Here is a 16,514-nt window from a genome sequence, read left to right as displayed (position 1 = left end):
CCACTATAAAAAGCTCACCGTCACCGCTCTAACCTTTTGATGATGTGATCCCATCAACCGGATCGACGCGGGATTTTTACCCGTTTTAGCAAATAGACGTTTTAAAGAGAACACAGAAAGAAATGGATGTTTCATTTTGAGAGGAAGATCAAAATTAGCTCTGATTTTCTATCAAATAAATGAGAGGAAATGGCCCTGTCGCGATACCCTGTCGCGATAAAGTAGTGCTGTTTTAAACAACAGAACATAAAGACGTAGCCGTCAGTTAACGGGAACAGGAAAAGCAGGAGAAGGGTGATGTCAAAAGTGACGATGACGGCCATTGCGCAGGCGGCGGGCGTGGGTGTGGCGACGGTAGACAGGGTGCTGAACCGCCGTGCGCCGGTACGCAGTGTGACCGAACAGAAGGTGCTGGCTGCGGCCCGTGAACTGGGCTATCGCCTGACCCAGGCACACAGCCAGACCACCGCGCCACTGGCTGCAGCCGCACTCCGCGTGAGCTTTATCCTGCTGCCTGCCCGCTACTCGTTTTATCAGCAGCTGGGCGAGGCGCTGAAACAGCAGCTCAGGGCGCAGCAGCCACAGGGCAGCGAACCTGAATTCTGCTGGCATGATATCCACGAGGTTGAAGCCGTCGCGCATTCCTTGCGTCAGCTGGCACAGCGCAGCGATGTGATTGCTCTGGTGGCGCTGGATCACCCGCTGATCCGTCACGCAATCCAGGATGTTTCACGGCTGGGTGTGCGGGTTTACGCACTGTTCTCCGATTTTTCGCCCTGTGACCATGCCGGATTTATTGGCATCGATAATCAGAAAGCAGGACGCACTGCGGCCTGGATGGCACAGCATCTCCTGCATCAGCCGGGATGTGTCGGTGTGCTGCTGGGCGACCACCGTTTCACCTGCCAGGAGAGCAGCGAAATCAGTTTCCGCTCCTATCTGCGCGAGTCGGGCATCAGTCAACGGGTACTGGAACCGTTAAAAACGCATGAGTCGGGTGAAGGAGGCTATCAGGCGACCCGGCAACTGCTGGAAGCCCACGATGATCTGGTCATGATTTATGCGCCCTGTGGCGGCATAGAGGGCGTGATACAGGCGCTGCGTGAGAGCGGTCGCACGCAGATTGATTTGCTGTGCCACGGCCCGCTGCCTGGCGATGAACTGGCGCTGATTGATGGCACCATCACGCTGATGGTGCGGCACCGTATTGATGCGATGGCGGAGGCGGTGATCGCTACCTGTCTCAGCAGCCGGATGGATCAGCCTGACCATTTTGCACAGGTGACCGTACCGTTTGAGATCGTAACGCGTGAAAACCTGTAGAAAGAACAGGTTAGTCAGTATTTGATAGTAATCTATCATTTAATGGGATTTTTAAACGCGATCTCTATCAAAAAATGAAACTTTCATAGTTGTCTGAGGTGAAATTTTTATTTGATACTGCCAGCAGTTTTCACTGCACAGGCAGATATCATGACCTTTCATATTGCAAATGCCCCCTGTAGCTGGGGCGTGGATGATCCCGCTAATCCCTTTCTGCCGCCGTGGCAGAAAGTCCTGACCGAAGCCGCGCAGGCCGGCTATCCCAGTATTGAACTCGGCCCCTGGGGCTATCTGCCAACCGATGCCGCTGAACTGACCCGGCAGCTTAATGCGCATCAGCTTTCGCTGGTGGCAGGCACGATCTTCGATGATTTGGTCAGTGAGGCGCATTTTCCGGCGCTGGTGACGCTGACCCACAATCTGTGTCGCACGCTGTCCAGCGTACCTGTTGCGACTAAAACGCCCGGTGCCAGCGCGCCTTATCTGGTGATCATTGATTTCGGTAATCCGGAGCGGGCGAAATATGCCGGTCAGTCTGAAAAAGCGCCACGGCTTTCCGCTGACGACTGGCAGCGCATGATGCAGCACATCACCATTCTGAGTGAGATCGCCTGGCAGGAGTATGGCGTGCGGCCGGTAATCCATCCGCATGCGGGCGGCTGCATTGAGTTTGCCGATGAGCTGGCACAGTTGGTCAGTGATATTCCGCATCAGGTCGCCGGTTTGTGCCTGGACACTGGTCATCTCTATTACGCCGGCATGGATCCGGTCGCTTCACTGGAACAGTACTGGGACCGTATCGACTATCTCCATTTCAAAGACGTTAATCAGCCGGTCTGGCGTGATGCCCTTTCGCAGGGACTCGACTTTTTCACTGCCTGCGCGCAGGGGGTGATGTGTCCGCTGGGGCAGGGCGCAATCGACTATCCGGCGGTGCGCAGCCTGCTGACTGAACGTCATTATCAGGGCTGGATCACCATCGAGCAGGAGCGCGATCCGCGTCATGCCGACACCAGTCTGCAGGATGTAAAAGCCAGCCTGGACTATCTCCGATCAACAGGATTCTGAGGACAACAGCATGATTAACGGTAAAAAAGCGGCTAATCGCTCATTGCGCTGGGGCATGATCGGCGGCGGCGGCACCAGCCAGATTGGCTATATCCATCGTTCGGCGGCGCAACGTGACGGCAATTTTGCATTGCTGGCGGGGGCGTTTGATATCGACGCGGCGCGCGGCCGCGAGTTTGGTCAGGCGCTGGGTGTGGCACCTGAACGCTGCTATCCCGACTACGCCAGCCTGTTCGCCGGAGAAGCGGCGCGCGAAGATGGCATTGAAGCGGTGTCGATTGCCACGCCAAACAATACCCATTTCGCCATTTGTCGCGCAGCGCTGAATGCCGGGCTGCATGTGGTGTGCGAGAAGCCGCTCTGTTTTACGGTCGAAGAGGCCGATGAGCTGGAGCAGCTTAGCCGGGAGAAGCAGAAGATTGTGGGCGTAACCTACGGCTATGCCGGGCATCAGCTGATTCATCAGGCCAGAGAGATGATCGCTGAAGGCATATTGGGTGAGATCCGCATTGTAAATATGCAGTTTGCTCACGGCTTTCATAATGAGGCGGTGGAGTTGCAGAGTGAAAGCACTCGCTGGCGGGTGGATCCGCGCTTTGTTGGCCCGAGTTACGTGTTAGGCGATCTGGCGACGCATCCGCTTTTTATCGCCGAAACGATGTTGCCCCAGCTGAAGGTGACGCGTCTGCTCTGTTCGCGCCAGAGTTTTGTCGCCTCGCGTGCGCCGCTGGAGGATAACGCCTTTGTGATGATGGAGTATGACAACGGCGCGGTGGGTACGCTCTGGGCCTCGGCGGTGAATGCAGGTTCCATGCATGGGCAGAAAATTCGCGTGGTCGGATCGAAAGCCAGTCTGGAGTGGTGGGATGAGCAGCCAAACCAGTTGCGTTACGAGGTGCAGGGTGAGCCGGTTCGCATTCTGGAGCGCGGCATGGGCTACCTTAACCCGCGCGCGCTGGAAGAGGATCGTATTGGCGGCGGGCACCCGGAAGGGTTATTCGAAGCCTGGTCGAATCTCTATCGCCGCTTTGCGCTGGCGATGGATGCCACCGATCGCCGTGACACCGCTTTCCTGGAGGATTTCTGGTATCCCGATGTGCATGCCGGATTAGCGGGCGTGCGCTGGGTGGCGCAGTGCGTGAAATCAGCGGATGCGGGTGCAGAGTGGGTGATCTGCTGAATCGAGCCTTTATCGTGGGCCAGGGGGCACGCTTGCTCTACCCATAGAAGTGCTATTTATCATGACCGGGATATAAACCGGCTGGCTCTGGTTCAGGAAGTCAGCTCTGGCCGCTCGATCTGCTCACGAGGCGGTTCGGTTACTGATAGGAAAAAGTAATACTCGCCAGTGCATTAGCTGTTCCGGGCACCAGATCGCCCGTACGAATATACTGCGCCTGGAAAGGCAGTGACAATACCTGGTTTGCTGATGAGGTTGTCTGGATAAAGAACTGGTTGAGTGTACCATCAGCCGTGCTGTCCGGGCCCATGCTCAGAGGACCGATACCGTTGTAGAAGAACTGTACGCCTACGCCCGAAGCGGTAGAGTCGCCCGTTAGTGTCACAACCGATGAACTATTTGATGGGGTTGTCTGGTCGGTCATAACCGCATTCACCGCGATGTTCTGATCACAGGTGAGGGTGACGTTGAACGTGCCCGAAGGTGAGGTGCTACCCACGGTTGAAAGTGTGCGGATATCCAGCGTGCCCAGATCGACATTCGCACTTTTCGTATTGACCGTACAGCCGCTGGCGACCACCGTGATGGTGGTGGGGTTGATGATGACCTGCGCTGTTTTGGTTTCATTATTGTAGGCCGTCAGAATGGCAGCAGTGATTGTGGGCGTTGTATAGGTGCCCGACTTCAGTGCTGTTCCCGTTTTAATAAATGTTACTTTTGCTGACCAGCCCAGGTTCTGGGCATAACCTGATGTACCGGAGGCTGGATAGCTCTGAGTGATGCCAGTTTGTAATGGAACATATTCCGACCCATTAAAATCTTTGAGACCCAGGATGTAACCCACGCCGGGTATACCCGTTTCAAAAATGGTGTAATTTACTCCATCAACGGTAACCGTCATGCCGCTGGATATTGCTGAGGGAGAGGGTTCCAGCGTGCCCTTTGAGCAAGTCCATATCAGTCCGCACCAGAACACTTCCGAGACGTCAGCTGTCGCGCTCCAGGTCGAACCAATAATATCTCCGGGCATTACCGAATCCGCTGGCCCGGAATATTCCATTGGCAGGGGCGAGAGCGTGATGTCTGATCGCCACTCCAGAGCCAGCGCGCTGGCAGAGGTGAGAAAGCAGGCAAGCAACAGTAAAATACGCATCATTGATACTCCGTAGTCCAGGTGGCGATGGCTGAAACGCCGCCAGCGGTAACCTCAGGGCCTGTAGCGGTTAACCGGGCATAAAAATTCATCTGTACGCTGTCGTTACCGGCTACGCCATAGGCGGTCGTCTGGGTATCAAGTGGGACAAGCGCGCCCTCCTGATCGAGAATTTGCACTGCCACGCCTGTTGCTCCGCCCTCAGCCACTTTAATCAGTCGCGGATCGAACTCATCCGGCGTGCCACTGAAGCGGATCTTCACGCCCGAAAAGGTGGGGCCGCACGCTTCCAGTGTGAGTGTGAAAGGAGTTTTAATGTTGCTTACCGCACCTGCTTTACTTAGCTGTCTGGTGCCGATATCACCAAGCGGTACATTTTTCTCCAGCGAGTCGGCGGCCACTACACACGTGTTAGCGATCAGATTTCCCGTTACCGAAACCAGCACATCGTAGCCGCGCACCGGTAACGAACCGGCGAAAAAAAGGACGATGCATACCAGACGCTTTGTTACTGACATACTCCCTCCTGTGTATAGAGGCCCGTGCGGGCATTGAAATCCTGCTTATTGAGCTGGAAGCGAACAGAACAGCGTGCCATGTTATCTTTGCCCCAGACCGCGTTAAGTGTGCCTTTCATTGGCAGGCCCGATAAATAGACGCTGCCGCCATCACCCACAATGCTGCTAACCTCGCTGTCTTCCAGTGCGACGACGGTACCAAAAGGCAATACCGTGCCGTTCTGACGTAAGACAATCATCGCTTTTGCACCCTGCTGAGTGGCAATGGTGGCTCGCACCAGTGCGCCGTCGGTAGGCGTTTTGCTGATGATGGCGTTATCGGGTTCAACATCATTACCCGTGGTCGTGGTGTCCAGTCCTACCCGGTTAATGCGATAAGGCGTAGCGTAAGGAATGACCGCATAACCCCGGCTGTCGGTTTTAATACTTCTATGATTCAGAACCGCAACCTCGCTGGCTCCCGGTGCTTTGATCAGAATATTGGTATTGCCCAGAGGCTGGCTCAGCGTCAGACCATCTTCGTGTAAAACAGCACCACCGCTTATGCCGTAGCTGAGATTGCGAGCATCACGCCCGTAGCTGTAACCCAGGTTGTACTGGCCCCGCTGATTTTTGTATTGCAGTGCAGTATCGCCGCCATACGCTTGCCGGGCGCTGTAGCGCTGATTGACGCTGTAATAAAGCTCATCCTGTCCAGGTACATAACCACTGACGCCACCGCTGTAGGTCGTTCCTGCTGATTTCCCCTGAGTGGTGGAGAAACGTGCCCGTGTCGAATTTTTAGGATCGCCGAAGGGTATCGAGAGCGATAACGCCAGAATGTTATCTTTACTGTCATCATACAGACTGGTACTGCGCTGGAAGCTCACCCCCAGCGAGGCCGATCGCAATGTCGTATTCCAGGCAAACTGGATTCCCTGAGTCGTTTTCGAAGTATGCCAGTAGGTTTGCTGATCCCAGGACAGTGACAGTGAGCCATATTTGTCCATCGGCTGCGTGAGCTGCAGCTGGTTTCTGGCTTTGCGTGACATCCGGAGGTCATAGAGATTTTCATAGCGGGTAGTCACAGTTCCATCTGCTTCTACTATTTGTTCCGGCTTGCCGCCACTCATCCTTTTATAAGCCGTATCACTGAGGTTATAGAACCCTTGTGTGGAGTAGCGTAGCGAGTAGAAATTCACGCGCGTTCCGATGTCATTGAGCAGTTTGCTGTAGCGCAGGCGAATGGAATCACCTGTGTAATGTTTGTCATCCGCAAGCTGGCTCTGGGCATGGGTAATATCCAGCGAATAGGCACCAAAACGGCCCAGGTTCTGACCGATGCCTGCTGCAACTCCGCGATAACGCTCGGAAAGCTGAGCGCCACCATAAAAAGTGAGTCCATACCGCCAGCCATAAAAGAGTTCACCCTGGGCAAAAGTGGGTGCATTCTGATTATTAACGGGCTGGAATTTTCCTGCGCTAAGGGCATATTTAGCCTGGCCGCTTCGAACCAGATTAGGAACGCTGGCGAAAGGCACGCTGAACTGGGTTTCGTAGCCATCGTTCTCCCTTATAGTGACAGACAGATCACCACCGGAAGAGGTTGGATAGAGATCGCTAAGCACAAATGGCCCGGGCGACACACTGGTTTGATAAATAACATTGCCGTTCTGCCGAACGGTGACGACAGCATTGCTGCGCGCAATCCCCCTGACTTCGGGCGCGTAACCGTTCAGGCTGGCAGGCAGCATATTGTCATCAGTTTTAAGCGCCAGCCCGCGTACACCTATGGAATCAAATATCTGAGATGACGTGTACGTTTCCCCAGCGTAAAGCTGTGCGCCCAGCGCCGGAACATCGCGCTGTAGCCAGGTCTGTACATGCTTCAGCTCATTGGTGTCTTTAGTCCAGGTGGTATAGTCACGCAGCCGCCATGCGCCAATGTTTATGCCGCTGTTCAGGCTGGCAAACAGCTGCTGCTCGCGAGTTTTATTATTCCCTCGGTAGGTGTTATTTGAGCCGTTAATAACATAGTTCAGCCACCCGGCGTGAATGCCATGTTCCCAGCTTTCCGGACTAACGTAGCCACGTGGCAGATTGCGCATCATGCTCTGCGGTAAAGTGATGTTGAGCGTGAGGGTTCGCGGCTCATAATCCGTGCTGCTGCCGGGAAACAGCGTGTTGAGAAAATAGCACTGCTTTACCAGCGGCAGGCTGACACCCTGTGCCTGTGCCATGTCAACGCCGAGCGCATTAAACTGACTGGCCGTCAGGCACGCTGCGGTTATATCCTGCCCATTTGATTTATCCACAGCAAAAATGACGTTGCCAGTGAAGGCATAGTTCTTATTGATATAGACGTTAATATTATATTCGCCTGGTGGTAAGGCACTGCCTGTATTTACCCAGGATAAATCAGCCATTGACGCGCTCTCGCCATTAAGGAAGGCGGGGTTAAAGTGCAAATCGCTTTCCGCGGCTGCGGTATACCGCATGGCATGGAAAGCCACCACCGCACAAACGATTTTCATTTTCACGCGATCATCCCTCAAAGAGTTTATTTACGGTTCAACGGGGCGCGGGTGACAGGTGTCCATGCACCATAATCATTGATGGTCTGAAAGGTCAGGGATGTGGCCTGGCTGAATTTCTCCGCCAGTGTGATAGTTGATTTTGGTGGCAACATTACAGGCTTAACCGTCTTACCATCAACTTTGAGATTGATTGTGGTAATGAACCAGGGCGTTGGATTGTTCAGCACGATTTTGCCCGAAGTGTATTTACCGCTAATTTTTTTCCAGCCTTCGTTAGCATTATCGGAAAGTGAAGCGGGGCGATAAAATACCTTAATACGATTTGCAGAGGCGAACTGCAGAGAGTTACCTGCACTATTTTTCGTTTGCTGTGGAATCGCTTTTACCGTCATCCAGTACAGGGATTCACGATCCTGTGGCAGAGATTTACCATTAAAGATAATCTTCACTACGCTTTCGGTTGACGGTTTTAAAACATAAAGCGGGGGCGTAATAACAAAATCCTGCGTGCGCTCACCGCTGGCATTCTCCATCCAGGACTGAATCAAAAATGAGGCTGTTGCATGGGTGTTTCTGACCTGAAGAGTGGACTGTTTTGAATCAGCTGAGTAGACCATACGTGTCGCACCTAACCCCACGCCACCCGCGTATACCTCGGATGAACACAGTGCGGCAGCCAGAAAAACCCAGGTTAAAGAACGCATTTTTTTCTCCTGAATGTCTATTTATGCCCGGTCGTTAAACCGGGCATAACGATTACGAGTAGGTTACGGTGTAGGTGGCAACTGCACTGGCATCGCCCGCAGTGGCACCACCGGTCGGGGAATAATATTTAGCGCTAAAGTTCAGCGTGTTAGAGCCTTTACGCAGTGGGGTTGCTGTCGCTGCTTCACCCAGTTTTACGACATTGCCCTGTTCGTCATAAAGACGAATGGCCACATTCTGCGCAGAGGCTGTACCACCGTTTACGCCCGCCGCCAGGCTGTTGGCATCATTAGCATCTGGCGTACCTGAAAAGGTCACCGAGACAGTGGTCGCAGCAACCGGGTTCTCTTCTGTAGAAGCTGAGGTATCAGCAATTGCGCAATCCTCCAGGGCGATAGAGAACGTTTTTGCCACGCTTGCTTCACTGCCTGCAGCGGCCAGCGTTGCAGTACGGACTTCACCCATATCAACATCAATGTTTGCGCTGTTGGCACTGATGGCGCAGGCTGATGTCACGACGCTTCCGTTAAAATTGACAGAACCACCGCTGGCCGTTGCCGCCAGCGCTGAGCCCATCGGAAACAGAGCTGAAGCACCTAATACCAGAAGGTCTTTTTTATTTAATTTCATGTAATCACCTTTATTGTTGAGTTTGCTTTGTTGTGTTTTGTAAATAAGGGCTGACAATAAATATAAAAATTATTTTTACTGTAAATATGCGAAAAAAACAGGTGTTGGATTTTAATATAATTTATTTTTTTCTTTATTGTTTGTTTTTGCTGTTTTGATGTATGTGGGGTGATTCCCTCCTCTTAATAATAAGATGGGGGCATTATAATTTATTTAAGAAGAAAGCACCTGTGGTTTTTTATTGTATGGGCAGGGTGTTGATGAATAACTATTCTATATTGAAAACTTATGTTAATAGGTTATTTATTTTTAATGAAATGGTGAGATTTATGAGTTTAGCCTTTCCCTGAGAGTGAATAATAATTTCATCATCATTTGATATTTATTTTGATTCGTATTTCTATCGTAATAAATGAGAAAGATGTTATCTCTTCTACCCACAGAAAATGCCTTGATGAAGATCATGAAAGATCGTTTATAATGATTTTTTTTAAATGCCATTCTGGACTGTTGGATAAAAGGGGATAGCCCGGGCAAGTAGAGACTAGCTGGATCCCTGTTTGTGACAGCAAGCATGATCGCCGGGTCTTTACCGGGATGGCCATTAATATAGTGAATAGGTTCATTAAAGCGTACAGAGGATAATTGAGGGTCAGTTCAGTCGTCATGCCTGACTCTCGGGGCTGGCGGACAACAGCAGAATAGTGCACATAAACCAGGGATAGTGGGAAACACGGCAGAGGTACGGGGACTGGCGTCCCAAAAGCAAAAAACCCGCCAGAGGCGGGTTTCTTTAAATTTTGGTGCCCGAACCCGGAATCGAACCAGGGACACGGGGATTTTCAATCCCCTGCTCTACCGACTGAGCTATTCGGGCAACGGGGCGCATTAAACCGTAAAGGCCGCGGGTCGTCAACGGCTTTCACTAAAAAACCCCTGGAAACGTGACTGATTGCCTGATTTTCAGTCAAAGCGGGCAAAACCTCAGGCCAGCGCACCATTTTTACGGCACAGTGCGATGCTGTACACATCCTCTGCCAGCCGCTGAGCGGTGGCGACATCCTGCACATTACGCTTCACCAGCAGCTTGCTCAGGCAGCCTTCAAGGATCAGCTCCATCTGATCGGCGACCATACTGGGATTATCCAGCGCCTGCTCTACCAGAATCTCATGGGTGAACTGCCAGGAGCCGCGTTTCTGCTGCTCGGCCAGCTGATGAATGGGCTGATCGGGCTGTGGATAGAAGCTGCAGGCGGCGATAAACAGGCAGCCCGGAAAACGGCCTTTGCTGACCTGCTCACTCAGTACTTCATAGCGCGCCATCAGCTTCTGATCCGGTGACAGCGATTCATCCAGCAGGATCTGGCGGCGCCAGGTTTCGATCTGCTGGCCGTGATAGCGCAGCGCATCATAGAGCAGAGCGTCACGATCGGGCCAGAACAGCTGAAGCTGCTCAAGGGTTAATTCAGTCTGTCCCGCCAGGGTTTCCAATGAGAGGGTGGCGGCGAGGCCGTTTTGTTCAAGCACATTCAATGCATGCTCGAGTATCTGTTCACGCTGCAAGTGACTCTCCTCTGGTATGCAGGCCCGGTCATTCACCGGGCAATGACCTGACTCCAGTGTTGTTTACGGGGTAAGTTTCTGCAAATGCGCTCTGAAGTCGGCGGCATTGAGAAACCCGGTGATGCGCGAACCGGGGACTTCATGGCCCTGCGCATCGAAGAACAAAATCGTCGGTAAGCCCAGCACCTGAAGATGCTGCAACAGCACGTTGTCGCTGGCGCTGTTGGCGGTGACGTTGGCCTGAAGCAGCTGTACCTGACTCAGGCTATCGCGCACGGCGCTATCACTAAAGGTATATTTTTCAAACTCTTTGCAGGCGACGCACCAGTCGGCGTAGAGATCGACCATGGTGATGCGGCCGCGGGCCTGCTGCAGCGCGCTATTGAGCTGCTGCGGTGTCTGAAGCGTCTGGAACGGCAGCGGTGCTACAGCATGCTGCGCGGCCTGACCGCCAAAGGCCCAGTCCTGCAACGGACGCGCGCTGATCAGCGCAGCGGCCAGCATGATAATCTGCATCACGCGCCACTTACCGCTGCTGGCGTGCAGGCTGACGGTGAACGCCCAGCCGAAGAAGGCCACGCCGAGCAGGCTCCAGAGCCGCACGCCCCACGCGTCACCCAGCACCCGCTCCAGCAGGAAGACCGGCAACGCCAGGATGACAAAGCCAAAGCCTTCTTTAACGGTTTGCATCCACGGGCCGCTTTTCGGCAGCAGCCGATTACCAAACAGGGTCACGGCAATCAATGGTAAGCCCATGCCGACCGCATAGAGCCACAGCGTTCCGGCACCGGCCCACAGATTTCCGCTCTGCGCGATGTAAAGCAGAATGGCACTGAGCGGGGCCGTGGTGCAGGGCGAACAGATCAAACCTGCCAGCGCACCCATCAGGAAGACGCCGGGCAGCGATCCTCCCTGCTGGCGATTGCTCCACAGGGTCAGACGGGTTTGCAGGCTGGCGGGCAGTTGCAGCGTAAACAGGCCGAACATCGACAGCGCCAGCACGATGAACAGCAGGGAGAGCGTGAACAGCACGTAGGGGTGCTGCAACGCAGCCTGGAAGCGCAGCCCCGCGGCCGCGACCACCATCCCCAATAACGTATAGGTCAGCGCCATTCCCTGGACATAGACCATTGCCAGCGCAAATAGTCGGCCCAGCGAATAGTGGCGCTTGCCGCCAAGAATGATGCCGGAGATCAGTGGATACATCGGCAGTACGCAGGGGGTAAACGCCACGCCGATGCCGATCAATAACGCCCAGAGCGGAGAAAAGGGCAGCGGACTGGCAGGCGCGGGCTGAGCACTGACCGGCGCTGGCGCGCTGCTGGCTGCAATCTCACTTACCGGCACGCTGCGTGTCTCCGGCGGATAACAGAATCCGGCGGCAGCACAGCCCTGATACGTAACGCTGAGCGTGGCATCAGGGCCTGCCTGTTTCAGCGTCACCGGCAGCGTCAGGTCCTGCGGATAAATCTCACTTTTGCCGAAGAATTCATCTTCATGCGGCTGACCGGCGGGCAGCGTCAGCGGCGCAATGGTCGCGTTCTGCGGCGTGATGTGGATTTGCTGGCGATAAAGGTAGTAACCCGGTTTCACTTTCCAGTGCAGGTTGAGCTGCGTGCCCTGCTGGTCAAAGTCAAACGTAAACGCCTGATCGACCGGCACAAAGCGGCTGGTCGCCGGATTTGAAAAGAGTGATGCGTGCGCCTGCAGACAGAGAAACAGCGTCAGCAGAAGCGTAATTAAGCGAGAGATGCGTGCAGCCATGACAAGTATTCACTGTCTCCATATTGAACCGGTAGCGCCAGCAGTTCAGGCACGTCGTAGGGATGCGCCTGTTTGAGCAGGTCACACAGCGCCTGCTGATGATCGCTGTCGCACTTCAGCAGCATCTGGACTTCGCTGCTCTGCTCCATTTTGCCCTGCCAGAGATACCAGGAGGTCGCGCCCGGCAGCATTGTGACGCAGGCCGCCAGTCGGGCTTCCAGCGCCAGGGCAGCAAGTTTTTCTGCCGTGGCCTGATCGGGCACGGTGCAGAGGATCACGACAGCGTTCATCCTGTGACTCCTGTTGAAAAGAGCGCCGATGATAGCACGCTCCATCCGTAACACGATGACGGCGCTATAACAGCACGCCGCCAAAGACGAAGCCGGAGAGTACCGACAGCGCAATGGCGATCACGCCGGGAATAATAAAGGCATGGTTAAAGACAAACTTGCCAATCCGGGTTGAGCCGGTGTCATCCATCTCCACGGCGGCCAGCAGGGTCGGGTAGGTCGGCAGCACAAACAGCGCCGAAACCGCTGCGAATGACGCGATGGCCGTCAGCGGCGTCACGCCCAGCAGCAGCGCGGCGGGCATCAGTGCTTTAGTGGTAGCGGCCTGTGAGTAGAGCAGCATGGAGGCGAAAAACAGCACCAGCGCCAGCATCCATGGATAGGTTTTCAGCGCGTCGCCCGCCAGCATCTGGATCTCCGCCAGATGCGCTTTGACAAAGGTATCGCCCAGCCAGGCAACGCCCATCACGCAGATACAGGCGCTCATGCCGGATTTAAAGGTGCTGGCACTAAGGATTTCGCTGGTGTCGAGTTTGCAGGTCAGGCTGATCAGCGTGGCGATGGTCAGCATAAACACCACAATCGCTTCGTTACGTGGCAGCGGCGGATTGGCGATCAGGCCGACGCTGGCGCTGGTCGCGGTGGCATAGAGCACCACGGCCACAATCCCTGTCAGAAACAGCAGCACCGACTTTTTCGCGCCCGGTTTTGCCTGGAAGATGCTGGCACCGCGCAGTGTGACTTCGCCTTTGGCGAGACGTGCCTGATAGACCTCATCATCTTTCAGCTCACGGCCCAGGAAGTTGGTCACCAGTGCCGCCAGGAAGAGACCCACCATAGTTGAGGGGATGGCTATCGCCAGCAGCGTGATATAGCTGACGCCGCGCGGTTCAAGCAGGGTGGCGAAGAAGACCACCGCGGCTGAAATGGGTGACGCGGTAATCGCGATCTGCGAAGCCACCACCGCAATCGACAGTGGCCGGGAAGGGCGAACGCCTTGCTCCTTCGCGACTTCGGCAATCACCGGCAGCGTCGAGAACGCGGTGTGCCCGGTTCCGGCCAGCAGCGTCATCAGATAGGTCACCAGCGGAGCCAGTAGAGTGACATGGCGCGGATGACGGCGCAGCAGGCGTTCCGCCAGGCTCACCAGATAATCCATGCCGCCCGCCACCTGCATGGCGGCGATCGCGGCGATCACCGCCATGATGATTTCGATCACATCGAACGGGATAGCACCGGGTGCCATGCCAAATCCCAGCGTCAGCACCAGCACGCCCATGCCGCCGGCGAACCCGATGCCAATGCCGCCAAGACGCGCGCCCAACCAGATCGCCATTAAGACGATAAGCAGCTCAACCACAAACATGAATCACTCCTGTAAAGTAAACCGGTAAAACCTGGGTGTGCTGTGTAACAAAAAAAAAGGCACACCGTGTTGATCGCGGTGTGCCTTTGGTTAACCAGCGTCGGTTAAGCCTTACTGTTCGTTTTCATCGGTATAACGTTTGGCTTTATAAACCGGGTACATCAGGTTCTGCACCGAGAAGATATCGTCCAGCTCACTTTCCGTCAGCAGGCCGCGCTCCAGCACCACCTCACGCACGCTTTTACCGGTTTCCGCACAGATTTTTCCAACGATATCGCCGTTGTGGTGGCCGATATACGGGTTGAGGTAAGTGACGATACCAATCGAGTTGAAGACGTAGGCTTCGCACACCGCGCGGTTAGCAGTAATGCCGTTGACGCACTTCTCCAGCAGGTTGTAGCAGGCATTCGTCAGGATGCTGATTGACTCAAACAGCGCCTGCCCAATTACCGGCTCCATCACGTTAAGCTGCAACTGGCCCGCTTCAGAAGCCATCGTCACGGTAATGTCGTTGCCAATCACTTTGAAGCAGACCTGGTTAACGACCTCTGGCACGACCGGATTGACCTTGGCCGGCATGATAGAGGAACCCGCCTGCAGCTCTGGCAGGTTAATTTCGTTCAGGCCAGCACGCGGACCGGAGGAGAGCAGGCGCAGGTCGTTACAGATTTTAGAGAGCTTCACCGCCAGACGTTTCAGTGATGAATGGACCATCACATAGGCACCACAGTCAGAGGTTGCTTCAATCAGATCTTCCGCTGGCACCACCGGCAGATTGCTGACTTCCGCCAGACGCTGAACCGCCAGATGCTGATAGCCTTCCGGCGTATTGAGGCGGGTGCCGATGGCGGTCGCGCCCAGGTTCACTTCCAGCAGCAGTTCAGCAGTGCGCAGAATGCTTTTGGTCTCTTCATTCAGCAGCACGCTGAAGGCGTGAAACTCCTGACCGAGGGTCATTGGCACGGCATCCTGCAGCTGGGTGCGGCCCATTTTCAGGATGGTCTGGAATTCATCGGCTTTGTGCTGGAAGCCTTCGGCCAGCTGGCTGATGCCATCAAGCAGCTTCAGCAGCGAGCTGTAAACGGCAATGCGAAAACCGGTCGGGTAGGCGTCGTTAGTGGACTGGCATTTGTTCACATGATCGTTGGGGTTAAGGTACTGATATTCCCCTTTCTGGTGGCCCATCAGCTCCAGGCCGATGTTTGCCAGTACCTCATTGGTGTTCATATTGACCGAGGTTCCGGCCCCGCCCTGATAGACATCCACGGGGAACTGGTCCATACAGCGACCGTTGTTCAGCACTTCGTCGCAGGCCTTAATGATGGTATCGGCAATGTTACGCGGGATGGTCTGCAGCTCTTTATTGGCCATCGCTGCCGCTTTTTTTACCATCACCATACCGCGGACAAATTCAGGTATGTCGCTGATTTTACTGTTGCTGATATAAAAATTTTCAATCGCACGCAGAGTATGAACGCCATAATAGGCATCCGCCGGAACTTCGCGCATACCTAACAGGTCTTCTTCGATACGAATGTTGTTCGCCATGATAACCTTCTTGTTGTTGCCGCTAACCATCACAAAGGATGTGTTTATTTTGTTGTGGTGTGCCCGTGCCGACATATTATCCGTCTTCACCGTGGCATGTGCGATCATATTCTGATGCATAAGAAAAGCACGCATGCAGATCACTTAATGCTGCCGTCTGGTTAACGATATGTGAAGTTGGTTACAAAATTAACCCCGCAGGATAAATTTGACAGGATCGGTTGAAAATGGCGGCGTGGGTGCCCATCTCTTTTCTTATCATCCTCAGGATGAACGCTTTCTGCTGACCGGCACGCTGCCGTTCAGCCCTACTTACAGGAGAGTACGGTGCGCTGGATACCGTTATTAGTCTTTTTTGTTCTGGCCTGGATCGAGATTTCGCTCTTCATTCAGGTTGCGCACGTCATGGGCGTGCTGCTGACCATGCTGCTGGTGGTCTTCACCTCGTGCATCGGGGTGTCGCTGGTCAAAAATCAGGGCATGAAGAACTTCATGCTGATGCAGGAGAAGCTGGCGCGTAACGAAAGTCCTGCCAGTGAGATGATCAAAAGCGTATCGCTGATCATCGCCGGTTTCCTGCTGCTGTTGCCGGGCTTCTTTACTGACCTGCTCGGTCTGTTGCTGCTGCTGCCACCGGTGCAGAAGCATCTGACGCTGAAGCTGATGCCCCATCTGCGCGTCTGGCGCGGACCGGGTGCCGGACCGGACAGCGGTTACACCATGGATGGCGAATTCGAACGTAAAAACAGCGATCGCCTTGAGCACCATGACGATCACAAGGATCGTTAATCACAGCGGTTACCTTTGAAAGCGCAGCCTCCGGGCTGCGTTTTTTATTTGTCGCGCCTTCTGTTCAAAAAGCCGCCACTTATCACGTTCGCGTAAAAAAT

General features: G+C 54.3%; 14 protein-coding genes and 1 tRNA gene. 4 read left to right on the top strand and 11 right to left on the bottom strand.

The genetic code is table 11. From position 1 onward, the window contains the following. Positions 1–297: 297 nt before the first annotated feature. The 3 genes from IBT54_RS08535 (at position 298) to IBT54_RS08525 (ending at position 3,571) form a co-directional block, all read left to right on the top strand. Positions 298–1,323, top strand: coding sequence for a LacI family DNA-binding transcriptional regulator (locus tag IBT54_RS08535; RefSeq protein WP_201252001.1), 1,026 nt, complete (start codon positions 298–300; stop codon positions 1,321–1,323). 150 nt (positions 1,324–1,473) lie between these two features. Beyond that, positions 1,474–2,391 carry a TIM barrel protein gene (locus IBT54_RS08530; RefSeq protein ID WP_147789295.1) on the top strand — a complete coding sequence of 306 codons (918 nt, stop codon included), beginning with the start codon at positions 1,474–1,476 and terminating at the stop codon, positions 2,389–2,391. 10 nt (positions 2,392–2,401) lie between these two features. Then, positions 2,402–3,571, top strand: coding sequence for a Gfo/Idh/MocA family protein (locus IBT54_RS08525; protein WP_201252000.1), 1,170 nt, complete (start codon positions 2,402–2,404; stop codon positions 3,569–3,571). 139 nt (positions 3,572–3,710) lie between these two features. On the opposite strand, the gene IBT54_RS08520 is transcribed toward IBT54_RS08525, so the two are convergent. The 11 genes from IBT54_RS08520 to aspA all read right to left on the bottom strand — a co-directional run bounded on the left by IBT54_RS08520 (position 3,711) and on the right by aspA (position 15,624). Beyond that, a complete protein-coding gene (locus IBT54_RS08520; protein ID WP_370422410.1) occupies positions 3,711–4,727 on the bottom strand; it encodes a fimbrial protein in 1,017 nt (338 codons plus the stop codon). Next, entirely contained in the window at positions 4,724–5,242 is a 519-nt protein-coding gene (locus IBT54_RS08515) for a fimbrial protein (RefSeq protein WP_201251999.1), read from the bottom strand. The genes IBT54_RS08520 and IBT54_RS08515 overlap by 4 nt, the downstream gene beginning before the upstream one ends. Next, entirely contained in the window at positions 5,233–7,761 is a 2,529-nt protein-coding gene (locus IBT54_RS08510; RefSeq protein ID WP_201251998.1) for a fimbria/pilus outer membrane usher protein, read from the bottom strand. The genes IBT54_RS08515 and IBT54_RS08510 overlap by 10 nt, the downstream gene beginning before the upstream one ends. A gap of 20 nt (positions 7,762–7,781) precedes the next feature. After that, the gene (locus IBT54_RS08505; protein ID WP_201251997.1) at positions 7,782–8,462 is read right to left on the bottom strand and encodes a molecular chaperone; all 681 of its coding nucleotides are present in this window, start codon (positions 8,460–8,462) and stop codon (positions 7,782–7,784) included. A gap of 52 nt (positions 8,463–8,514) precedes the next feature. Further along, a complete protein-coding gene (locus IBT54_RS08500; RefSeq protein ID WP_013359859.1) occupies positions 8,515–9,093 on the bottom strand; it encodes a fimbrial protein in 579 nt (192 codons plus the stop codon). An 801-nt stretch (positions 9,094–9,894) separates the two neighbouring features. Next, positions 9,895–9,970: transfer RNA gene (locus tag IBT54_RS08495), tRNA-Phe, on the bottom strand. A gap of 107 nt (positions 9,971–10,077) precedes the next feature. Next, the gene (locus IBT54_RS08490) at positions 10,078–10,656 is read right to left on the bottom strand and encodes a transcriptional regulator (protein ID WP_033731223.1); all 579 of its coding nucleotides are present in this window, start codon (positions 10,654–10,656) and stop codon (positions 10,078–10,080) included. 63 nt (positions 10,657–10,719) lie between these two features. Beyond that, the gene (locus IBT54_RS08485) at positions 10,720–12,420 is read right to left on the bottom strand and encodes a protein-disulfide reductase DsbD (protein ID WP_201251996.1); all 1,701 of its coding nucleotides are present in this window, start codon (positions 12,418–12,420) and stop codon (positions 10,720–10,722) included. Beyond that, positions 12,396–12,710 carry a divalent cation tolerance protein CutA gene (gene cutA, locus IBT54_RS08480; protein ID WP_013359862.1) on the bottom strand — a complete coding sequence of 105 codons (315 nt, stop codon included), beginning with the start codon at positions 12,708–12,710 and terminating at the stop codon, positions 12,396–12,398. The genes IBT54_RS08485 and cutA overlap by 25 nt, the downstream gene beginning before the upstream one ends. A gap of 64 nt (positions 12,711–12,774) precedes the next feature. Further along, on the bottom strand, positions 12,775–14,076 hold the full coding sequence (locus IBT54_RS08475) for an anaerobic C4-dicarboxylate transporter (RefSeq protein ID WP_013359863.1): 1,302 nt from the start codon (positions 14,074–14,076) through the stop codon (positions 12,775–12,777). A 111-nt stretch (positions 14,077–14,187) separates the two neighbouring features. Further along, positions 14,188–15,624 carry an aspartate ammonia-lyase gene (gene aspA, locus IBT54_RS08470; protein ID WP_033731988.1) on the bottom strand — a complete coding sequence of 479 codons (1,437 nt, stop codon included), beginning with the start codon at positions 15,622–15,624 and terminating at the stop codon, positions 14,188–14,190. Between the two features lie 327 nt (positions 15,625–15,951). On the opposite strand from aspA, the gene IBT54_RS08465 reads away from it, so the two are divergent. Then, entirely contained in the window at positions 15,952–16,413 is a 462-nt protein-coding gene (locus IBT54_RS08465) for an FxsA family protein (protein ID WP_013359865.1), read from the top strand. The last annotated feature ends 101 nt before the right edge of the window (positions 16,414–16,514 follow it).

The sequence above is a fragment of the Pantoea sp. S62 genome (assembly GCF_016658625.1).
GTDB classification, from domain to species: Bacteria; Pseudomonadota; Gammaproteobacteria; order Enterobacterales; family Enterobacteriaceae; genus Pantoea; species Pantoea vagans.
The sequence above is the reverse complement of the archived record's forward strand: the minus strand, read 5'-3'. Positions and strand labels throughout refer to the sequence as shown.